This is a genomic window from Pseudooceanicola sp. HF7 (genome assembly GCF_011806405.1).
Lineage (GTDB): Bacteria > Pseudomonadota > Alphaproteobacteria > Rhodobacterales > Rhodobacteraceae > Pseudooceanicola.
On sequence record NZ_JAATOW010000027.1, the window covers coordinates 24,737 to 44,613 of the forward strand.

At 64.9% G+C, this 19,877-nt stretch carries 18 protein-coding genes; 7 read left to right on the plus strand and 11 right to left on the minus strand.

Features of this window, described 5'->3' with window-relative positions:
• Window positions 1-35: 35 nt before the first annotated feature.
• The 4 genes from HCZ97_RS14610 to HCZ97_RS14625 all read right to left on the minus strand — a co-directional run bounded on the left by HCZ97_RS14610 (window position 36) and on the right by HCZ97_RS14625 (window position 4,281).
• The gene (locus HCZ97_RS14610) at window positions 36-626 is read right to left on the minus strand and encodes a sarcosine oxidase subunit gamma (protein WP_167689456.1); all 591 of its coding nucleotides are present in this window, start codon (window positions 624-626) and stop codon (window positions 36-38) included.
• A complete protein-coding gene (locus tag HCZ97_RS14615; protein ID WP_167689457.1) occupies window positions 619-3,630 on the minus strand; it encodes a sarcosine oxidase subunit alpha family protein in 3,012 nt (1,003 codons plus the stop codon). Before HCZ97_RS14615 ends, HCZ97_RS14610 begins: the two co-directional genes overlap by 8 nt.
• 49 nt (window positions 3,631-3,679) lie before the next feature.
• On the minus strand, window positions 3,680-4,009 hold the full coding sequence (locus HCZ97_RS14620) for a sarcosine oxidase subunit delta (protein ID WP_167689458.1): 330 nt from the start codon (window positions 4,007-4,009) through the stop codon (window positions 3,680-3,682).
• A 104-nt stretch (window positions 4,010-4,113) separates the two neighbouring features.
• Window positions 4,114-4,281 (minus strand): hypothetical protein, encoded by a 168-nt coding sequence (locus tag HCZ97_RS14625; RefSeq protein ID WP_167689459.1) that lies wholly within the window; start codon window positions 4,279-4,281, stop codon window positions 4,114-4,116.
• A gap of 359 nt (window positions 4,282-4,640) precedes the next feature.
• Between HCZ97_RS14625 and HCZ97_RS14630 the strand changes: the two genes are divergently transcribed.
• Window positions 4,641-5,048, plus strand: a complete 408-nt coding sequence (locus HCZ97_RS14630) for a hypothetical protein (RefSeq protein WP_167689460.1) — start codon at window positions 4,641-4,643, stop codon at window positions 5,046-5,048.
• Window positions 5,049-5,212: 164 nt separating this feature from the next.
• On the opposite strand, the gene HCZ97_RS14635 is transcribed toward HCZ97_RS14630, so the two are convergent.
• On the minus strand, window positions 5,213-6,463 hold the full coding sequence (locus HCZ97_RS14635) for a sarcosine oxidase subunit beta family protein (RefSeq protein WP_167689461.1): 1,251 nt from the start codon (window positions 6,461-6,463) through the stop codon (window positions 5,213-5,215).
• A gap of 278 nt (window positions 6,464-6,741) precedes the next feature.
• On the opposite strand from HCZ97_RS14635, the gene ccmI reads away from it, so the two are divergent.
• From ccmI to HCZ97_RS14650, 3 genes are read left to right on the plus strand one after another with little or no spacing between them, the layout of a single operon-like run.
• A complete protein-coding gene (gene ccmI / locus HCZ97_RS14640) occupies window positions 6,742-7,989 on the plus strand; it encodes a c-type cytochrome biogenesis protein CcmI (RefSeq protein WP_167689462.1) in 1,248 nt (415 codons plus the stop codon).
• The gene (ruvX, locus tag HCZ97_RS14645) at window positions 7,986-8,465 is read left to right on the plus strand and encodes a Holliday junction resolvase RuvX (protein WP_167689463.1); all 480 of its coding nucleotides are present in this window, start codon (window positions 7,986-7,988) and stop codon (window positions 8,463-8,465) included. Before ccmI ends, ruvX begins: the two co-directional genes overlap by 4 nt.
• Window positions 8,462-8,701, plus strand: a complete 240-nt coding sequence (locus HCZ97_RS14650) for a DUF1289 domain-containing protein (protein ID WP_167689464.1) — start codon at window positions 8,462-8,464, stop codon at window positions 8,699-8,701. The genes ruvX and HCZ97_RS14650 overlap by 4 nt, the downstream gene beginning before the upstream one ends.
• Before the next feature lies 1 nt (window position 8,702).
• On the opposite strand, the gene HCZ97_RS14655 is transcribed toward HCZ97_RS14650, so the two are convergent.
• Window positions 8,703-9,527 (minus strand): sulfite exporter TauE/SafE family protein, encoded by an 825-nt coding sequence (locus tag HCZ97_RS14655; protein WP_167689485.1) that lies wholly within the window; start codon window positions 9,525-9,527, stop codon window positions 8,703-8,705.
• Window positions 9,528-9,731: 204 nt separating this feature from the next.
• Here HCZ97_RS14655 and HCZ97_RS14660 point away from each other — a divergent pair, with 204 nt between their 5' ends.
• Window positions 9,732-10,910, plus strand: a complete 1,179-nt coding sequence (locus HCZ97_RS14660; protein ID WP_167689465.1) for a multidrug effflux MFS transporter — start codon at window positions 9,732-9,734, stop codon at window positions 10,908-10,910.
• Between the two features lie 52 nt (window positions 10,911-10,962).
• On the opposite strand, the gene dusA is transcribed toward HCZ97_RS14660, so the two are convergent.
• Both dusA and HCZ97_RS14670 read right to left on the minus strand, forming a co-directional pair.
• On the minus strand, window positions 10,963-11,970 hold the full coding sequence (dusA, locus tag HCZ97_RS14665) for a tRNA dihydrouridine(20/20a) synthase DusA (protein ID WP_167689466.1): 1,008 nt from the start codon (window positions 11,968-11,970) through the stop codon (window positions 10,963-10,965).
• A gap of 435 nt (window positions 11,971-12,405) precedes the next feature.
• Window positions 12,406-14,544: a methyl-accepting chemotaxis protein gene (locus tag HCZ97_RS14670; protein ID WP_167689467.1), complete on the minus strand. Its 2,139-nt coding sequence runs from the start codon at window positions 14,542-14,544 to the stop codon at window positions 12,406-12,408.
• A 303-nt stretch (window positions 14,545-14,847) separates the two neighbouring features.
• Here HCZ97_RS14670 and HCZ97_RS14675 point away from each other — a divergent pair, with 303 nt between their 5' ends.
• Entirely contained in the window at window positions 14,848-15,243 is a 396-nt protein-coding gene (locus HCZ97_RS14675) for a cupin domain-containing protein (RefSeq protein WP_167689468.1), read from the plus strand.
• A 240-nt stretch (window positions 15,244-15,483) separates the two neighbouring features.
• Window positions 15,484-16,221 carry a UTRA domain-containing protein gene (locus HCZ97_RS14680; protein ID WP_167689469.1) on the plus strand — a complete coding sequence of 246 codons (738 nt, stop codon included), beginning with the start codon at window positions 15,484-15,486 and terminating at the stop codon, window positions 16,219-16,221.
• 1 nt (window position 16,222) lies between these two features.
• Here HCZ97_RS14680 and HCZ97_RS14685 read toward each other — a convergent pair whose 3' ends face one another.
• Genes HCZ97_RS14685 through hisD form a run of 3 tightly spaced genes read right to left on the minus strand, consistent with a single transcriptional unit; the run spans window position 16,223 to window position 19,851 of the window.
• On the minus strand, window positions 16,223-17,521 hold the full coding sequence (locus tag HCZ97_RS14685; RefSeq protein ID WP_167689470.1) for a hypothetical protein: 1,299 nt from the start codon (window positions 17,519-17,521) through the stop codon (window positions 16,223-16,225).
• Window positions 17,518-18,522 carry a zinc-binding dehydrogenase gene (locus tag HCZ97_RS14690; protein WP_167689471.1) on the minus strand — a complete coding sequence of 335 codons (1,005 nt, stop codon included), beginning with the start codon at window positions 18,520-18,522 and terminating at the stop codon, window positions 17,518-17,520. Before HCZ97_RS14690 ends, HCZ97_RS14685 begins: the two co-directional genes overlap by 4 nt.
• A 3-nt stretch (window positions 18,523-18,525) precedes the next feature.
• Window positions 18,526-19,851: a histidinol dehydrogenase gene (gene hisD, locus HCZ97_RS14695; protein ID WP_167689472.1), complete on the minus strand. Its 1,326-nt coding sequence runs from the start codon at window positions 19,849-19,851 to the stop codon at window positions 18,526-18,528.
• Window positions 19,852-19,877: the final 26 nt, after the last annotated feature.

Here is a 19,877-nt window from a genome sequence, read left to right on the forward strand (position 1 = left end):
CCCGCAGCCCCCTGCAGGGGCAGCGGGTATTGATTTCAGGCGTATAGCCCCACGATCCCGTCTTCGCGCGCCGCGTCCGACAGGATGGAGAAGACATATCCCGCGACAGAGCGGAAGCAGACCAGCTCTGCCCGGCCCGGCTCCGGCATCCAGAAGGCGGCGGGGACCTGGGCCAGCCGCGTGCGGCGGAAACTGCCCTCCGGGAAGGCTTCTGGCGACATGTCCACCGGGGCCAGCTTTGCCAGCACCTCGCGCACCAGCGCGTCCTCTCCGGTCAGGGTGAAGGCCGCGCGGGCATGGGTCACATCGACCGCCGAAAAGGCCGGATCGGTGAAGGTGCCGGCCAGGGTTTCCAGCGCCTCGGCGGTTTCGGACAGGGGCATGCCGACCAGCAGCTCATCCGGGCTCATCCAGGCGATGACCCTGTCCTCGCCCAGGCTGATCTGGCGCTGGCCGGGCATGTCGCAGCCCGTGACCTTGGTCGCACCATTGCGCATCATGGAGGATGACAGATCCCCCCGCAGGGTGATCATGCCCCGCATCGGCGCTTCGGCAATCCGCACGTAGCCGTCAAAAACCGCGCCGTTCAAGGCGCTTACGGGCGCCGGTCCGGTGACATCAGACATTCTGTTTCTCTCCTGCCTTGTCGTAGAAGACCGGATCCACGACTTTCGCCGAAACCGATCCGCCCGCCAGTTTTGTGACCTGCACGACCTCGTCCATGCGCTCCGGGCCCTTCTTCAGCAGCGCCATGGCGATGCCGCGCTTGAGCGTCGGGGAATAGTAGGTCGAGGTGATGCGCCCCTGCATGTTGCGCTGGCCCTTGTCGTTCTGCCCGTCGTCCAGGATGTAGGCGCCATCCTCGATCACAGAGCCATCGACGGTCTCCAGCCCCACCAGTTTCCAGCGATCGGGATCCTGGAAGTGGCTGCGCATCTGGCCGCGCTTGCCGATGAAGTCTTCCTTCTTCTTGGAGATCGCCCAGTTCAGGCCAAGGTCCTGGGGAATGATCGTGCCATCGGTCTCATCCCCGATCATGATGAAGCCCTTTTCGGCCCGCAGCACGTGCAGTGCCTCTGTCCCGTAGGGCACGGCGTCAAAGCCGTGACCGGCGGCCATCAGCTCGGTCCACAGGGCCAGGCCCTGCCCCGCCGGCACGCTCAATTCGTAGCTGAGCTCACCAGAGAAGGAGATCCGGTAGATCCGGCAGGGAATGCCCCCCACCAACCGGTCCGCCCAGGCCATGAAGGGCAGTTCCTCGGCAGAGATCCCGGGCGTGCCCAGCACCTCCAGCAATTGCCGCGCCTGGGGCCCGACCACGGCGATCTGGGCGTATTGCTCCGTCACGTTGACCACGTGAACCTTCAGGTCCCACCATTCGGTCTGCAGCCATTCCTCCATGTGGGCATGGACGTGTTCGGCGCCGCCCGTGGTGGTATGGACCAGGAAGCTGTGCTCATCCAGCCGCGCGACCACGCCGTCATCCATGAGGAAGCCGTTCTCGTCGCAGACCAGCCCGTAGCGGCAGCGCCCCGGTTTAAGCGTGGACATCATGTTGGTGTAGATCAGGTCCAGGAACTTGCCCGCATCCGGCCCGCGCACGATCAGCTTGCCCAGGGTGGAGGCATCCAGCAGCCCAACCCGTTCCCGCACGGCGGTGATTTCGCGCAGGACGGCATCGGCGTGGCTTTCACCTGCCTTGGGATAGCAATAGGGCCGCCGCCAATGGCCGACCGGTTCAAAAAAGGCCCCGTTGGCCTCATGCCAGTCATACATCGGCGTCTTGCGCAGCGGCTGGAAGCCCTCGTCCCGCGCCTCACCCGCGATGGAGCCCATGGAGATGGGCGTATAGGGCGGGCGGAAGGTGGTTGTGCCCACTTCCGGGATGGTCACGTTCAGTTCCTGGCTCAGCACGGCCAGGCCATTGATATTGCTGAGCTTGCCCTGGTCCGTCGCCATGCCCAGCGTGGTGTAACGCTTGGCATGTTCGACGCTTTCAAAGCCCTCGGCCGCCGCAAGCTGCACGTCCGAGACCTTGACGTCATTCTGGAAATCGAGCCAGCTCTTGGAACGCAGCTTGTAGGTGGCGCCTTCGGGCATGGTCCAGATCGGGGCCATGGGGATCTCTTCGACCTCCCAGACCTCGGGCGCGGTGGCCTCGGGCATGGACAGGCCCAGGCGGTCAACCACGGTGCGCGCGGCATAGCGGCCGTCCTTCAGCACTTCGGACAGGCTGAGCGCGCCGCTGGCAGAGCCTGCCGTGGCGACAAAGGGCAGCCCGTCGGCACCTGTGGGGGCGCGGTCCGGATCGGGACGGAACATGGCACGTTCGCTGTCCCAGGACAGCTTGCCGCCGCAATGGGACCACAGGTGCACCGCCGGGGACCAGCCGCCGGACATGGCAACCGCATCGCAGGCGATCTCTTCCAGCACGGCGCCACTGCCCGCCTGAGAGCAGATCGCCACGCCGGTGACGCGCTTCTTGCCGTTGACATGGGCGATGGCACGGCCGGTCTCTACACGGATGCCGGCCTCCCTTGCCAGCTGGGCAAGGGCGCCGCCACCGGCGAGCCGTGCATCGATCACGGCGGCCACGCTCAGCCCCGCTTCCTTCTGGGCGATCGCAGTGCGGTAGGCGTCATCGTTGTTGGTCACGACCACGATGCGGTCGCCCACGGAGACGCCGTAATCGCTAAGGTAATCGCGCATGGCCCCGGCCAGCATGACGCCGGGAATATCGTTGCCCGCGAAAGAGATGGGGCGTTCGATGGCCCCCGTAGCCACCAGCACCTGGCGGGCGCGGATGCGCCACAGCCGATGGCGCGGCCCGGTCTTTTCGCTCAGGTGGTCGGTCAGCCGTTCGTAGCCCAGCACATATCCATGGTCATAGACACCAGCCCCCATGCAGCGCAGGCGCATGGTGACATTGGATAGGCCCTCAAGCTCTGCCACCAGATCGGCGATGTGGGCCGCCACCGGCTGCCCGGCGACTTCACCGCCATCAACGGGCGCGCGGCCACCCCAAAGGGCGCCCTGCTCCAGCAGCAGGACCTGGACGCCCAGGCGCCCGGCTTCAAGCGCGGCGGTCAGGCCGGCCAGACCGCCCCCCACAACCAGCAGATCCGCATGGGCATAAAGGTGTTCGTAGGGATCCGCATCGCGGTCCTTGGGCGCCTTGCCCAGGCCTGCAGAGCGGCGGATGATCGGCTCATAGACGTGTTTCCAGAAGGCCCGCGGCCCCATGAAGGTCTTGTAGTAGAACCCCGCCGGCAGGAAACGCGACAGCGAGTTGTTGATCGCGCCGACATCGAACTCCAGGCTGGGCCAGTGGTTCTGGCTTTCCGCCTCGAGCCCGTCGAAGAGCTCCTGGGTGGTGGCGCGCTGGTTCGGCTCAAAGCGGGCGTCCTTGCCCAGGCCCATCAGGGCGTTGGGCTCTTCCGCGCCAGAGGCGACCACGCCGCGCGGGCGGTGGTACTTAAACGACCGGCCCATCAGCATCTGGTCATTTGCCAGAAGCGCAGAGGCCAGCGTATCGCCTTCGAACCCGCTCATCCGGCGGCCGTTGAAGGAAAACTCGATCTTCTTGGAGCGGTCGATCCGCCGCCCGCTGCCTGCAAGCCTGCTGCTCATCGCGCCGTGGCTCCCTTGGTCATCATGTCATTGAAATGTTCTGCCGCGTTCATGCGATATCCCGCCACTTGAAGCCCGGACGTTTCGCCCGAATGGTTTCCAGCAGGTCTTCGGGCGGCTCGACCGTCTGGGCCGAATAGGTGCCGAAGACCTCAAGCGTGACCGTGTCCCGCGCCGCGTGGAACCACTTGCCGCAGCCCGTGACGTGGCGCCAGCGTTCAAAGTGGACGCCGCGCGGATTTTCCCGCTGGAACAGGTAGCCTTCGAAATCCTGGTCCGAGGACCCGGGGCCGAAGCGCTTCAGATGCGCCTCTCCACCGCCATGGAACTCTGTCTCTTCGGCGATGACACCGCAATTGGGGCATTCAAGCAGCAGCATGGGCGCGCTCCTCTGTGTGGATTTCGGGGGACGTTGGGCACGAAAAAAGGCCAGGCGCGCCAAGCGCCCGGCCTTCCTTCGAATAGGGGACAGGTTGAAAACGCTCAGGAATCGCCCGGAAGGTCGATCTGGATTTCGGGTTCGGATTCGCCCGGCAGCTCACCACCCGAGTAGATGTACCAGACCAGCCCCGCGAGGATGACGACGACCGCGCCAAGTACGAAGGCAATCCCGGTGACACCGGAGCGCGAGTTTCCTGATTGATCGGCCATTGCGGTTCCTCTTCACTAAAATCAAGTGAAGGAAAAACGCTTGTCGACTGCGGATTGTTCCCGGGTTCGCGCAGACCTGCGCGACAGCAAGCGGTCAGGCGCTGCGATTCGGTTCTTGTATATTCAATAAAGCGCATTTTCGCGCCGTTCAGCCCGGCAGCATCAGCGCCTGCCCTGCCCAGCGTTTCAGCAAAAACAGGCGCTTGGCATCGGCGATTTTTGCCAAGCGGCGCGCAAACGGGCACATCAGCACTCAGGTACCCTCTGTTGAGGGGGGACGTTATCGCCTCCACAACATTCTGGGCTATCATTGTCTTTACAGGCACGCACCTGGGATAACGCGCAGAAAGGTGAGCATCATGACTCACACGATAGACTTCTCGCTCGACCTCAAGGGTTCGCGGATCAAATCCGTTCCATTCCGCACACTTGATACCTTGGAAGAGCTTCCCGAAGGACCGGGGCTCTATGTTCTCATGGGCAGCAAACCCGGAGAGCCCCCAAGACCACTGGCCTTTGGCTACCTGGCGACCAACCTGGCCAGGCACCTTGCGCACCAGCCGGAATTCGCGGCTGCGCTGCGTGAAGGCTTCGATTTCGCGGCCATCGCAGATCCCCTGCCCGGAAGCGACCCGGCGCATCTGGCCGATCGGCTGGGCCGGATCCACAAGGCCCCGATCAACGCGTTGCGCAGCGCGTTGCGCGACATCGACTCGGCCAAGCTGACGCAGGACAGCGCGCCGATCAGCCATCTTCCCGCCGAATAGGCGGGAAGACCCGACAAGCGGCATCGGGGCGGCACAAGCCGCGAAAGACGGGCCGGCATGGCCGGGGCCAGCGGGGCATCGCCCGGCCTCCCCGCGCCAAACCCCCGAATTTTCCGACACGCGCATCATCATCCTGATCCTGCTTTGCAACCCGGCCGAGCGCTTTAGTGCGCCACGCCTGCGGCAACGCTTTCGTCCACGAAACGCCCCTCGCGGAAACGCTCCAGTCCAAAGCCCTTGGCCAGCGGTCCCGGCGTGCCCTTGGCCATCATGTCGGCCATGGCCCAGCCAGATCCCGGAATGGCCTTGAAGCCGCCGGTGCCCCAGCCACAATTGATGTAGCAATTGCCAAGCGGCGTGGCCGAGATGATCGGAGACCGGTCGCCGGTCATGTCTACGATCCCGCCCCATTGCCGCAGCATCTTCAGGCGCGAGATCATCGGGAAGGTCTCGATCAGGGCGCGCACGGTTTCCTCGATATGCTGGAAGGAACCGCGCTGCGTGTAGTTGTTGTAGCCGTCCGCGCCGCCGCCGATGACCATCTCGCCCTTGTCGGATTGCGACATGTAGCCATGCACCGTGTTAGCCATGACTACCACGTCCATGCAGGGTTTGATCGGCTCCGACACAAGCGCCTGAAGCGCGACGGATTCGATGGGAAGGCGGAAACCAGCCATCTCTGCCAGCACACCGGAATGCCCGGCCACGACGATGCCCAGCTTGCCGCACCCGATGCGACCCTTGCTGATCTGCACGCCAGAGACATTGCCGCCGCTGTCGCGTTCGATGCCGGTCACTTCACATTTCTGCAGGATATCCATGCCCATGTCCGAGCAGGCCCGCGCATATCCCCAGGCCACGGCATCGTGCCGGGCAGAACCGCCGCGCGCCTGCCAGAGCGCGCCCAGCACCGGGTAGCGCGGCCCGTCCAGGTTGATGATCGGCAGGATTTCCTTGACCCGCTCGCGCCCGATGAACTCAGTCGTGACGCCCTGGTGGGCGTTGGCATGGGCGGTGCGCAGCCAGCCGCGCTTTTCATGTTCGGTCTGGGCCAGCATCAGCACGCCGCGGGGACTGAACATGACGTTGTAGTTCAGGTCCTGGCTGAGGGTCTCGTAAAGCGAACGGGACTTCTCGAAGATCGCGGCGGAATCGTCCTGCAGGTAGTTCGACCGTATGATCGTGGTGTTGCGCCCGGTGTTGCCACCGCCCAGCCAACCCTTTTCGATCACGGCCACATTGGTGATGCCGTGATTTTTTCCAAGGTAATAGGCGGTCGCAAGGCCATGGCCGCCCGCCCCGACGATCACCACGTCGTAGTGATCCTTGGGCTGGGGGGAACGCCAGGCGCGCTCCCAACCGCTGTGGTAACGGGCGGCTTCGCGGGCAATGGCAAAGGCGGAATAGCGTTTCATCGACACCTCGCATGGGCATGGGGGTAAGGGGCGCGAGTCCCGCCGCGCCATTGCGGCGAACCTAGACTTTTGCCCATCTTAGCCGCGCCGCAAACCGTCACAATATCGAGCGCTTGCGACATGGCCGCGCGACGGCGCTGATGCGCCCCCGAAATACGGACTCTCATGTGCCAGTATGCCCCGGCAGCGCACAAAAATCGCCCCTTTTTCCGAACCCTCTCAGGGTTTAAGTCAGGGGAAGCCTTCGCCACCTGCCCTTTCTCTGATCGAGGTCCGTCATGCTCTTCTGGATTGTCAGCATCGCCCTGGCACTTATGGTCACGGCCTTCCTGGCGCAGGCCCTGATCGGCCGGGCCCCGGTGGCCGAAACCCCTGCGGCTGCCTTCGACATGAAGATCTACCGCGACCAACTGGCAGAGGTGGACCGCGACCTGGCCCGCGGCACGCTGGCTGAAAGCGAGGCCGCGCGCCTGCGCACGGAGATCTCGCGCCGCCTGCTGGCCGCCGATACAGAGGCACGCAGCGAACCCGAAAGCACCGGCAAGGGCCCTGCCCGCGCGCTCGGCCTGCTGGGTGCCGCGCTGGTGCTGGTTCTGGGCGTGGCCACCTATGTCTGGCTGGGCCAGCCCGGTGCTGCCGACCTGCCGCGCGCCGATCGCATTGCCTCTGCCCGGTCGCTGCTAGACAATCGCCCCGACCAAGAGGCCGCAGAGGCCCAGGTTGGCGGCCCGATCAGCTACCCCCCGGATCAACCCGTTTCGGAAGATTTCCAGACGCTCATGACCCAGCTGCGCAGCGCCGTCGAGAAACGCAGCGAGGATGAACAGGGCTTCCGCCTGCTGGCCCGCAACGAGGCCGCGCTTGGCAATTTCAAGGACGCCTATACCGCCCAGGCCCGCGTGCTTGAGATCGCCGGCACCCGCGCCACCGCTCAGGACTTTGCCGATTACGCGGATATGATGATACTCTCAGCCGGGGGACTTGTCTCTGCTGAGGCGGCGGATGCGCTGCAGACGGCCCTGCACGCTGACCCCACCAACGGGACAGCCACCTATTATTCCGGCCTGCTGATGGCCCAGACCGGACGGCACGACATTGCCTTCCGGCTTTGGAACAACCTGCTGCACAGCAGCCCCGACACCGCCCCCTGGGTCGCGCCGATCCGGGCCCAGCTGCCCCAGGTCGCCATGCTGGCCGGGGAATCCCGCTTCGAACTGCCCCCCGCCGCCGGCATGACGGCCCCCATGCCCGGCCCCTCTGCCGAAGACATGGACGCCGCGGGCGAGATGACCGCGCAAGAGCGCCAGGACATGGTCCGCGGCATGGTGGACGGCCTGGCCGCGCGCCTGGCCAGCGATGGTGGCGACGCCCGGGAATGGGCCCGCCTGATCTCTGCCCTGGGCGTGCTTGGCGAAACCGACCGTGCGCGCGCGATATACCAGGAAGCCCTGACCACCTTCGAAGGAAAGGGCGATGACCTGGCAATGATCCAGCGCGCCGCCGAAAGCGCAGGAGTAGACGGATGATCCACGAAGACATGAGCGAATTCGCGGCGTCTGTCCCGCCCTTCCGCGCCATCGCCGGGCTGGACCTGGGCGACAAGACCATCGGCGTCGCCGTCTCTGATACCTTTCTTGGCGTCGCCACTCCGCTTGAGACCATCCGGCGCAAGAAATTCACGCTGGATGCCGAAGCGCTGCTGAAGATCCTGGCCGCGCGCAACATCGGCGGGATCATCCTTGGCCTGCCCCGCAACATGGACGGCACGGAGGGGGCACGCTGCCAGTCCACCCGCGCCTTCGCGCGCAACCTCATGCGGCTGACCGATCTGCCGATCAGCTTCTGGGATGAACGCCTTTCCACCGTTGCCGCCGAGCGCGCCCTGCTTGAGGCCGATACCTCGCGGCGCCGCCGGGCAGAGGTCATCGACCACGTCGCGGCCTCCTACATCCTGCAAGGCGCGCTTGACCGGCTGCGCTACCTCAAGGGCGGCACCACATGAGCGGTCGCGATGTCTGGAAAAGAGAGGCCGTCTCTTCCCCCTGCGTGAACATCTGCGTGATGCATCCGCAAGAGGGGCTGTGTACGGGCTGCCTGCGCACAAGGGATGAGATCGCCCTTTGGGGCAGCCTGTCGGAAGAGGAACGCCGCGCGATCATGGCGCAGCTACCATCGCGCGGGCCGCTCAAGGCAACCCGCCGGGGGGGCCGCGCCGGACGTCTCCGGCGCGCGGAATAGCTCAGCCGAACCAGGCCTTGCGCAGCATGTTGAGCGCGACAAGGAACAGGAAACCCGCGAAGATCCGTTTCAGGGGCTTGGGATCCGTCGCATGGGCCAGCCGGGCGCCAAGCGGCGCGGTCAGGGTCGTCATGCAGATCACGATCAGAAAGGCCGGCAGGTTCACCGCGCCCACGGAGAAGGGCGGAAAGGCCCCCTCGGGCGCACGCACGAACAGGAAGCCGATGGCAGAGGGCAGCGCGATGGTCAGCCCGAAGCCCGCCGCCGTGGCAACCGCCCGGTGGATGGGCCGGCCGTAAAGCGTCATGATCGGCACCCCGAAAGAGCCCCCGCCAATCCCCATGAGCGCGGACAGGAAGCCGACGATCGGCGAAAGGATGGAGCGCGTCAGCAGGCCCGGCATCTCATCCGCGATCTGCCAGCTGGATTTGCCGAAGGCCATGTAAAGGCTGATGAACAGGCCGATGAACCCGAACAACGCCTGAAGCTCTCTTGAACGCAACTGGGAGGCCACGAGCACCCCGATCAACGCACCGATGGCGATGCCCGGCGCCCAGGTCTTCAGGATCGTCCAGTCCACGGCGCCCTTGCGATTATGGCTGGCCATGGACCGCATCGAGGTCACGATGATCGTTGCCAGCGAGGTGCCAAGGCACATCTGCATCAGTTGCGGGCTGTCATAGCCCAGGCTCTGGAACGTGTAGAAGAAGGCCGGCACAAGGACGATCCCGCCGCCCACGCCCAGTAGCCCCGCCAGCACGCCCGCGAAAGCGCCGATCACGATCAGCACGCCCAGCATGGACATCAACAGCCCGATATTTTCCATGGTCATCCCTGTCTTCGTTGCGACCGGAGACAAATCAAGAAAACCGTGAATGCGCAAGCGCCTGCCCGGTCTTTCGGCACTGCAGCACAGGCACAAGGCCCAATGTGCGAAAACGAAGGCGCATTTGCCGGGCCTTGCCCTTGGCAACCATCCAGGCCTGCGGGTAGGGTCCGGAGCGTTAAAAAATCATTCCGGAAATTTCCAATGTTGCGTTTTGCCCTGGTGCTGGGTGTGCTCGCGCTCACCAGCCCGCTTGCCATTGACATGTACCTGCCCGCCCTGCCCCAGCTTGCCTCCGACTTCGGCGCAACCGAGGCCGCCATCCAAGCCACGCTCATCGGCTATTTCATTCCGTTCGGGCTGGCCCAGCTGTTCTACGGCCCGATGGCGGACGCCACCGGGCGCCGCCTGCCGCTGGTGATCGGGCTCTGCATCTTCCTGATCGGCTCCATCGGGGCCGCTTTCGCGCCAAGCTTGCCGGTACTGGTGGCCTGGCGTGCCCTTCAGGGGCTTGGCGGGGCCTGCTTGATGGTGATCCCGCGCGCCGTTATCCGGGATCGCTATACCGGGGCCGAGGCCACGCGGCTCATGGCGATGGTCATGCTGGTGATCTCCATCTCTCCGATGCTTGCGCCGCTTTTCGGCACCCTGGTGCTGACCTTCGGCAACTGGCGCGCGATCTTCGCCACGCTGGCCTTGCTCAGCCTCGTCGGCCTGTTGCTGACGATCTTCATGCTGCCGGAAACGCTTGAGCGCCCCGCCCGGCGCAAGGTCTCTGTCAGTGCAATGGCGCGGGGGGCGAAGGTGCTGTTCACCGATCCCGTCTTCATGGGTCTGACGCTGGTGGGCGGTTTCGGCATGGCAAGTTTCTTCGTCTTCATTGCCTCGGCCTCTTTCGTCTACATGTCCAGCTTCGGCCTGTCAGAGGCGCAGTTCTCCATCGCTTTCGCCTGCAACGCCGTCGGCTTCTTCGCCGCCAGCCAGGTGGCCGCCGGCCTTGCCACTAGGATCGGCATGTCGCGGATGGTGCGCCTGGCCGTAACGGGCTTCTTCGCCTTCACGCTGCTGCTCTTCGTCATCGCCCTGGCTGGGATGGCCACGGTCTGGACCATGGGCGCCTGCCTTATCATCGCCAACAGCTTCCTGGGGCTGGTGATCCCGACCACCATGGTGCTGGCCCTGGACGAACACGGGGATATCGCCGGCCTGGCCTCTTCCATTGGCGGCACGCTGCAGATGGTCGCAGGCGGGCTGATGATCGCGCTGACCGGTCCGTTCTTCGACGGCACCGCCCTGCCGATGGCCGGCGCGATCGCTGTCTGCGGGTTGATTGCCTTCCTGCTGGCCACGCTTGTGCTGCGCCGCCGGGAAGCCATTGCCTGAGGGGCTTGCAAGCCCCCGATCTGCCGGAGCCTTCGGGCTCCGGCAACTTCTGTCAGGCTACGCCACGCGCCGCGCCGGTGACGGCGTCCAGCGCCTCTTCCACCAACGCGGTTCCGGCACCCTTGCGATGCGCGCCCTCTGACAGGATACGCCGCCAGGCCCGGGCCCCAGGCCGCCCCTGAAAGAGCCCCAGCATGTGCCGCGTAACCTGCGCCAGCTTGCCGCCCTCTGCCACATGGGACTCGATATAGGGGTACATCGCGCGCACGGCCTCTTCCGGACCCAGGCTGCCGGTCTCCTCGCCATAGATCCGCCGATCCGCATCGCAGAGGATCGCCGAGGGGTCGTGATAGGCCGTCCGCCCGATCATCACCCCGTCCAGACCGGCACTGAGGAAGCCCTCTGCCTGGTCAAGCGAAGAGATCCCGCCATTGACCGACAGGTGAAGATCCGGGAACTGCTCCCGCATCCGCAGGACCAGGTCATAATCAAGCGGCGGGATATCCCTGTTTTCCTTTGGGCTCAGCCCCTGCAGCCAAGCCTTGCGCGCATGGATGGAGAACCGCTCACAGCCCGCAGCGGCCACTTTCTGGATGAAATCCGGCAGGACCTGTTCCGGATCCTGCTCATCCACGCCGATCCGGCACTTCACCGTGACCTCGACATCGACGGCGTCGCGCATGGCCGCCACGCAGCGCGCGACAAGGTCGGGGTCCTTCATCAGCACCGCGCCAAAGGTGCCCGATTGCACCCGATCGGAGGGACAGCCGCAGTTCAGGTTGATCTCATCATATCCGGCCTTTTGCCCAAGACGCGCCGCCTCGGCCAGCTCGACCGGATCGGAGCCGCCCAGCTGAAGCGCAACCGGATGCTCCTGAGGGTTGAACCCCAGCAGGTGCAGAGCCCCGCCCCGGACGAGCGCCGGAGAGGTCACCATCTCTGTATAGAGCAACGTGTTCCGGCTGAGCAGACGGTGCAGGTAGCGGCAATGGCGGTCCGTCCAGTCCATCATCGGCGCGACGGAGAGCCTTGCGTTCCGATCCAGCGGTTTATCGGTCATCCACGACCCTTTTCTGTTCTTCCCAAGGCGCCTTCGGCATGTGCGACCAAGGCCCGGGCGGGCGCAGGCACTGTCGGGCCGGCACCGATGGACCTTTGGCCAGGACTTGAGCGGTGGACATAGGTTCGCGGCCCCTTGGCTGTCAACCTTGCCAAGGTGGCTCTGTGGGTTGAAAGCCGCAAGAAACATGGTGTGTCCTTACCCGACACCTAGAGACGATTGGTTTCAGATCAGGCGTTCCGAGGGGTAGCCAAGCCTGGCTGCGCCGCCCCAAAGAAACTTGCGCGCGATAAACGCGCGCAAGCTGATGCGGGAGACAGGACCGGCGCCCTCGGCGCAGAGATCCCGCCGCCAAGGCGCAAGACCTTGTCTTCAAGACGGCCCCTAAGCGACCCGCCTACTGACCCTGCCCCAAAAGCCGGGAATGGAGTAAGCTCAGGCGGCGGCGCTGGGCCCCCTTGCCGGCGCAGAAGGCGCCGAAGAGCCTGGCATACGGAATTGCCCGACCATGGCTTCCAGGCGCTGCGTCTCATCGTTCAGCGCGGTGCAGGCGGCCGCCGTTTCTTCGAACATGGCGGCATTGCGCTGCTGGACCTGGTCCATTTTTCCGACAGCAGAGTTGATCTCAACGATGCCCGTCGCCTGCTCATGGGTGGAAGAGGCGATCTTGCTCACATGCTCCGAGATCCCGCCAATCGAGGAGATGATGGACTGCAAGGCGTCGCCTGCACGGCCAACCAGCTCGATCCCTTCCTTCACGTGACCGCTCGACTGAGAGATCAGCTGCCCGATCTCGCGCGCCGCATCCGAAGATCGTTGCGCCAGTCCGCGCACTTCGGAGGCGACGACGGCGAAACCGCCACCAGCCTCCCCGGCACGGGCAGCCTCGACTCCGGCGTTAAGGGCCAGAAGGTTTGTCTGGAAGGCTATATCGCTGATCACCTCGATGATCTTGTTGATCTCGTTCGAAGAATTGCCAATCGCGTCCATGGCTGCCACCGCTTCGTTCACGGTCTTGGAGCTCAATTGCATCTCTCCGTTGATCCCGCCGACAAGAGAGTCCGTCTGCTGGGCCCCATCGGCGGCAAATTTCACGGAGTTCGTGAGCTCGCTCAATGCGGCCGCGGTTTCTTCCAGGGTGGCCGCGGATGTTTCCGTGCGGCGGGACAGGTCATTGGAGGCCCCGGTGATTTCCTGGACATTCCCCGCAATCGACCGCGTGGAGGCAGAGATCGCGCCGATCACCTCTGACAGGCGAACCAGAGCCGCGTTGAAATCCTGGCGCAGCTGATCGTAGCCATCAGCAAAGGGTTCGTGCATATGGATATCGAGGTTCCCGTCGGAAAGCTCCTTGAGGCCCGCGGCAAGCGTTTCGACGACAAAGGTCTGTTCCGCTTGCTGATGCCGCTGTTCCTCTTCCATCGCGTTCTTGTCGACCAGCCCCTGCCGCAGGGTTTCAACGGCTCCCGCGATTGCGCCGATTTCGTCGTTGCGTGACTTGCCCGGAACGGGATCATTGAACCGCCCAGCGACCAGGCTGTCCACGGCGCCCAGCATCTGGCGCAGGGGGTGCCGGACGATCCGAGTGGTGGCAATGTACATCGTCACCAGCGCCATGGTCAGGATCAGGACCCCACCAATGACCGTTCGCATCGTGGCCGCCTGAACCGGTGCTGCAAAGACTGCAGCAGGGACATCGACGATGGTCGCCCACATCGTGTTCATGCCGGGCGCGGTAAAGGGATAGACCAGCCGGGTGCGGCCATCGGGGAAGCCCCTGATGACACGCGGTTTTCCATCGCCAAGCGCAGCTTTCACCAGCTCTGCCCCTGTTTCATCATATGGCTTTGTCAGATCGGCTGCATCCGGCGCGGCCAGCCATTTCCCGGAACTGTCGACCAGAAGGTTCTGCCCCCCGTCGAAGGAGGTCAGGCTTCCCAGCATTGCGGTAAGATCCCCCAGCTCCAGGTCCACGCCGGCAACACCGACGATCCGCCCATCCAGGGTCACCGGCACACTGACAGAGGTGATCATCGTGCCATTCTCGGCAATATAGGGTTCCGTGATCAGCCCTTTTCCGGTCGCAAGCGGCTTTGCGTACCATTGCGACTCCGTATTGATCGCAAAGGTTTCCATCGTCACGTTGCCGTTTTCGTCCTTAGACCACCAGGGGGTAAAGATGCCGTCTGCATTCCTGGCCGCATCGCCGGGCAGAAGTGCCTCGGCCGAGCCGTCTGCCAGAAGGGCCATCCAGGCGCCGAAAAGCGCCTGACTTGATCCCGGGACGCCGCTGATCATCGCCAGAAGATCGGACCGGCTGGCCTCTCCGGTGGCGAGGTAGCTGGAAATCGCATGACCCAAAGCCCCACCGCTGGCTGTTGCTTCGGTGATGCTGACCGCGACCTTTTCGGCGACAAGCCCCGCGTTCTGGGTCGCAAGCTCCATCACCTGATCTTCCACGGCATGTGAGCTCTGCCAACTGCCCACCGCAGTATAGGCGATCAGAATGGCTGAAATCGCTGCGCCCGTCACCAGAAGCAGCTTACCCGAGATGGTTGAGATGGCGCTCTTCATGTTATTCCATTCACCTGGTTCACCAGGGAGATGGCTACAGAAAGTGTCTTTACGGATTCTGAAGCGAGCCCGAATAGGCGCCACCTGATACAAACAGTTTGAGCGATCGTTCCTTGGTCGCGCTTCCGGGCCAGGCAAGGCGATCGCGGTAGCCGAACTGCCTGGAAGGCCGCTTTCCTGGGCGGGCCCCGGCGGGCTGGCCGCTGGGAAGACGTGCATTTGCGCGCGTCCTCCCTTACCAAGTCCATCAAGCATCTTAGCAATCCGGGCCGCTCACCCGGCCCCGTAGAAAGGAAAAGCCGCATGAAGATCACCCGCGCCGGCACGGCCCCCTCCACCCCCGGAAACGAAGATTACTTTACCGGCACCGTGCGCATTGACCCGCTGTTCCAGGCCGATCCGCCGGGGCGCAGCAGCGGCTTGCAGGTCACCTTCGAACCCGGCGCGCGCACGGCCTGGCACACCCATCCGGCGGGTCAGACCATCCTGATCACCTTTGGGCGGGGCCGCGTGCAGCGCGAAGGCGGCCCGGTCGAAGAGGTGACCGCCGGCGATGTCGTCTTCTTCCCGGCAGAGGAAAAGCACTGGCACGGTGCAAGCCCCAAGACCGCCATGTCCCATATCGCCATCCAGGAAAGTATCGACGGCACGCAGGTGACCTGGATGGAAAAGGTGACGGAAGAAGACTACGCAAAGTAGCTGACCTTCAGCCCTCGCCGCGCTTGGCCCGGGTTCACCGAGCCAAGGGAAGCACCGGTGCCTCTGAACTGCTCAGTGGCCCGCAATTCCAAACGGGGTCAACGGCTTGCTGCCCGCCATTCTTGACGGGTCATTTGTATAGAATAATCTGGCTGAACCAGCGTTCCCGGACGCGACCCGCGCTCAGGCGCCGTTCCCGGCCCGCGCGGGCTCAGGCAAAGAACGCGCCGGAGGCCAGCCGTGACCCACAGACCCGCGAATGACACCCTCCATATGAAGATCCGCGGCTGGCTGCTGGACAAGATCTTGGGCGGCACCTGGGCGCCCGGCCACCAGATCCCGATAGAGACAGAGCTTGCCAGCCAGTTCGGGGTCTCTCGTATGACCGTCAACAAGGTGATGACCCAGCTGTCCCAGGAAGGCTACGTGGTGCGCCACAAACGCCGGGGCTCTTTCGTGGCGCAACCCAGGTCGCAATCCGCGGTGATGGAGATCGCCTCCATCCGGGCAGAGGTCGCAGCCCTGGGCCTGGCCCACGGATGGCAGCTGATGGAGCGCGCCCTGCGACCGTTAACAGAGGATGAAGACCGGCTGCTCAACCGCATGACACCACGCGCGGACACGCCCCTGCTGATCGTCCAAGGCCTGCATCTGGCGGGCGAAACCCCGTTCTGCCATGAGCTGCGCGCCATCAACCCCGCCGCCTGTCCCGAAGCGCTGGACCAGGACTTTACCGCCCTGGAACCGGGCCAATGGCTTCTTGAGACGGTGCCGTGGATCTCTGCCAGCCACACCGTGCGCGCCATCAATGCCGCGCCAAGCGAAGCCGCCCTGCTGGCGATTCCAGAGGGGCAGGCCTGCCTTGAAATCCTGCGCATGACCCGGCACGGCAGCGGCTGGGTGACCTGCGCCCGCTTGGCCTACAGCGGGCAGGCGCATCAGATCGTGGCACAGTTCTCTGCCGGTGGGGCGGGCTGACCTAGCCCCGGATCCCAGCGAAGAAGCGCGAACAGATGTCCTCTGCCTCCAGCGGGCGGGAGCCAACCATGAGCGCCACCATAAGGCCGATCGCCGAAGAGGTGGCATTGTGTCGATCAGCGCCCTCCCCCGCATTCAGGTTCATTACCAGCGTCGGGGACATGAACAGACCCAGTCGGATCACGTCCTCCCAGTCCTCGGGCAACAGGCCCTCGTCGCGCAGCCGTGCGATCCAGGGCGCCCAGAAATGCACCTGCTTGGCCTCCAGCAGCGCGCGGCGCAGCGGGTTGGGCTGCCAGTCCGTGTCAATGAACAGCCGGGTGCCGTCATAGCGCACTTGGGCCTTGTAGCGCTGCTCGGCGATCTCGGGATTATACAGCCAGAAGGGATGGGCGAAGACATTGTGGAAGGTCGATTTCACTTCTGCCAGCAGAGAGGGCACGGCGTCCCCGGCAAAAGCCGGATCAAAAAGCGACAGGCGGTCCTGATCGGTGCCGTGCTCATACCAAACATTGGCGTTGTGAGCATCGCCGTGGGCCACGGTCCCGCCCGCATCCGCCAGCGCCGCCGGGGCGCAGCGGCGATAGGCCCGGTCGAACAATTCCCCCAGCGTATCGGCATAGGCGATCCCGTTCAGAACCGGGCGCGCGGTCGAAAGCGCAGACCAGTCCAGATCGAACACCCCGTCATCGTCCGGAAAGCGAAAGACCTTGTCCACGTAGAACCGTTTGAGACGACCACCCGGATACTGACCCTGGGCTGGATCGATCAGCCGCTCGTGAAAGAGCCTGTGGATCGGTTCGGCCTCTGACATCTCCGGCGTGATCGGTTTCAGGGTTTCTTCGGCGACCTGAAGCAGATGATCGTTCAGGGTCGCCTCTGCGGCGACGCATCGGGCAGCCGCCTGGGCATCCGGGGCTAGGTCCAGATCAAAGAGCACATCGGAAAACCGCCGGTCGTCCCGCTTGGCATAGACCAGCACCTGTTCGCCCGGCAGCCGCGACATGTAGAGCGGGCGGTCCACGGGCAGGCCGGCCTTTGCCAGGATCTCTGCGCGGTAGTATTCACCGCGCATCTCTTCTTCGCCCTCTTCCTGGTGGAACTTGAAGAAATAGCCCTGATCTGCGGCCGTGAATGTCCCGTTGAGGGAGTTCAGCGAATACTGATCGACGTTGATCCGCAGTCCTTCGACCTTGAGGTCGAACAGACCGCCGATGAAGGCTTCAAGCGCGGCCTCGGCGGCGGGCAGATCTCGTGCCGCCAGCTGGCGCAGTTCCGCAGTGCGCGATGTACCGCTCATGGGGCATCTCCTCCGCAGGCAATCAGGACCTTGAGCGGTCCGGGTTCGCCGGCCAACTGCCGCCGGTAGGCCTCTGGCACCGCATCAAGGTCGATCGGCGCGGCAATCAGACGGTCCAGCGCCGGCTCAAGATCCGCCAGCATCGCGACCGCCGGGGCCAGCTCATCGGCGAAGGCATGGCAGCCGACAAGCGACATGTCCTTTTCAACCAGCTTGACCGGATCAAGCTGAAGCTGCCCTTCCCCGATCCCGACCAGGGCAAGACCGCCCCCGCCGCCAAGCCGCTCGATCAGCGTGCCAATTACCACCGGCGCGCCGGTCGTGTCGATGGCGTGGCGCGGGGGCTCCCTGCCCCAGTCGCCGTCAAGCTCGGCCTCCTGTCCGCCGACGATATCCGCGACAAGCGCCCGCCGACCGGCGTCGCGGTCGATCAGCATTACCGGGTTGCCGGTCCGTGCCGCCAGGATCGCCACCAGCGCGCCGATGGGTCCGCATCCGGTCACGATGACGGGCGCCCCTTCCGGGGCCTGCAACCGGGTCACCGCATGCAGCGCCACCGCAAGGGACTCTGCCATGGCAAGCTGGCGATAGGGCACGCCCTCAGGCGCCCGACCGACGTTGCCGGCGGGCAGCAGGGCCGCTTCGGCAAAACCGCCGTCGATCGCTTCACCGATAAAGCCAAGGTTTTCACAGACCTGGCCCAGACCCGCGCGACAAGCGGCGCAGGTGCCACACAGGTAGCGGCTGTCCACGTAGACCCGGTCGCCCGGCGCGACGTGACGCACGTTCGCCCCCACGGCGCGCACGCGGCCCGCGAACTCATGCCCGGCCACCGAAGGCGCGCGACTGATCCAGGCGCCCGTGCGGTAATTGTGCAGATCGGACCCGCAGATGCCCGCAAGCGCGACACCGACCAGAACCTGCCCAGGACCCGGCGCGGGCGGCGTTTCGACCTCTTCGACCCGCAGATCGCCGGGGCCGTGCAATCTGACTGCGCGCATCCCTCAGCCCTTCAGGTAGGGGTCACGCATCGCGCTCACCGCATTGGCGTGAGAGGAGAAGCCCTCGTATTCCGCCAGCAGCTTGGTGCGCGCGGCCATCTCCGGATAGCCCTTTTCGGTCACGTACCCGATGGAACTGCGGCGCATGTAATCGGTGACGGAGAGCGGGCCATAGGTATTGGCCCCGGCCGAGGTCGGCAAAACCGCGTTCGGCCCCAGCACGTAGTTGGCAATGGCATTGGGCGTGCGGGTGCCCATCAGGATCTCAGCGGCCTCGGTGATGTCACCAAGGTAGTCGAAGGGTTTTTCCGACAGGATCTCAAGGTGTTCTGGGGCGTATTCGTTCACGAAGGCGCAGGCGTCCTCCATGTCCTTCGCCAGGACGATGCCGCCATATGGGCCGGTCAGCACGGTCTTGGAAAAGCCGACCCGCTGTTCGCTCATCTGCGCCCAGTGCCCCGGAAGGGCCGCCAGCGCCTCGTCCACCACGCGGCGCGAGGGGGTGACCAGCCAGGCAGAACTGTCGGGGCCGTGCTCGGCCTCGATCAGCAGGTCCAGCGCGGCCAGCCCGCCAGAGACGGTGTCATCGGCCAGGATCACGACCTCGGAGGGGCCCGCGGGCAGGCCCGGATCAATCACGTGGGACAGAAGCCGCTTGGCGGCCACCACCCAGGGACTGCCGGGCCCGACGATCTTCTTGGCGGCCTTTACGGTCTGCGTACCATAGGCCGCGGCGGCCACGGCCTGTGCGCCCCCGGCCTTGTAGACCGTCTCGACCCCGGCCAGGCGTGCGGCGACCAGCGTGGCCGCATCCACGGACCCATCCGGGCCCGGCGGCGTGAAGATAGCCAGGTCCGGCACCCCGGCGACCACGCCCGGCACGGCGGTCATCATGGTGACAGAGGGGAAGGCCCCCTTGCCGCGCGGCACGTAGAGCGCCACGGAAGAGATCGGCGTCCAGCGATCCCCGGCAAAGGCGCCGGGGCGGATCTCTTTCAGCCACATCGGTTCGGGCTTCTGCTCCTGGTGGAAGGTGCGGATATTGTCGATCCCGTACTGGATGGCATCGATCACCTCCTGCTCGACCGCATCGAAGGCCGCGTCGAATTCCTCAGGTGTGGCTTTCAGGGAAGACGCCTCCAGCCCCATGGCCCGGTCCAGCTCCCGCCCGAACCGCGCCAGCGCCGCATCGCCTTCGGTCCTGACCGCGTCGATGATCGGCAGGACCTTGTCGGTGAAACCGGACAGATCCGCCTCTGACCGGCGCACCAGCGCCGCGCGCTCCCCTGGCGAAAGGGTCGAGAGATCCTTGAAGGTCACTTCAGTCATGGGGTCGTCCTTGCTTGAGCCGTTCG

Bases quoted from the DNA above. Each gene is read 5' to 3' on its own strand.
- HCZ97_RS14610 (WP_167689456.1), bottom strand. From the start codon at position 626: ATGTCTGATGTCACCGGACCGGCGCCCGTAAGCGCCTTGAACGGCGCG.
- HCZ97_RS14615 (WP_167689457.1), bottom strand. From the start codon at position 3,630: ATGAGCAGCAGGCTTGCAGGCAGCGGGCGGCGGATCGACCGCTCCAAG.
- HCZ97_RS14620 (WP_167689458.1), bottom strand. From the start codon at position 4,009: ATGCTGCTGCTTGAATGCCCCAATTGCGGTGTCATCGCCGAAGAGACA.
- HCZ97_RS14625 (WP_167689459.1), bottom strand. From the start codon at position 4,281: ATGGCCGATCAATCAGGAAACTCGCGCTCCGGTGTCACCGGGATTGCC.
- HCZ97_RS14630 (WP_167689460.1), top strand. From the start codon at position 4,641: ATGACTCACACGATAGACTTCTCGCTCGACCTCAAGGGTTCGCGGATC.
- HCZ97_RS14635 (WP_167689461.1), bottom strand. From the start codon at position 6,463: ATGAAACGCTATTCCGCCTTTGCCATTGCCCGCGAAGCCGCCCGTTAC.
- ccmI (WP_167689462.1), top strand. From the start codon at position 6,742: ATGCTCTTCTGGATTGTCAGCATCGCCCTGGCACTTATGGTCACGGCC.
- ruvX (WP_167689463.1), top strand. From the start codon at position 7,986: ATGATCCACGAAGACATGAGCGAATTCGCGGCGTCTGTCCCGCCCTTC.
- HCZ97_RS14650 (WP_167689464.1), top strand. From the start codon at position 8,462: ATGAGCGGTCGCGATGTCTGGAAAAGAGAGGCCGTCTCTTCCCCCTGC.
- HCZ97_RS14655 (WP_167689485.1), bottom strand. From the start codon at position 9,527: ATGGAAAATATCGGGCTGTTGATGTCCATGCTGGGCGTGCTGATCGTG.
- HCZ97_RS14660 (WP_167689465.1), top strand. From the start codon at position 9,732: ATGTTGCGTTTTGCCCTGGTGCTGGGTGTGCTCGCGCTCACCAGCCCG.
- dusA (WP_167689466.1), bottom strand. From the start codon at position 11,970: ATGACCGATAAACCGCTGGATCGGAACGCAAGGCTCTCCGTCGCGCCG.
- HCZ97_RS14670 (WP_167689467.1), bottom strand. From the start codon at position 14,544: ATGAAGAGCGCCATCTCAACCATCTCGGGTAAGCTGCTTCTGGTGACG.
- HCZ97_RS14675 (WP_167689468.1), top strand. From the start codon at position 14,848: ATGAAGATCACCCGCGCCGGCACGGCCCCCTCCACCCCCGGAAACGAA.
- HCZ97_RS14685 (WP_167689470.1), bottom strand. From the start codon at position 17,521: ATGAGCGGTACATCGCGCACTGCGGAACTGCGCCAGCTGGCGGCACGA.
- HCZ97_RS14690 (WP_167689471.1), bottom strand. From the start codon at position 18,522: ATGCGCGCAGTCAGATTGCACGGCCCCGGCGATCTGCGGGTCGAAGAG.
- hisD (WP_167689472.1), bottom strand. From the start codon at position 19,851: ATGACTGAAGTGACCTTCAAGGATCTCTCGACCCTTTCGCCAGGGGAG.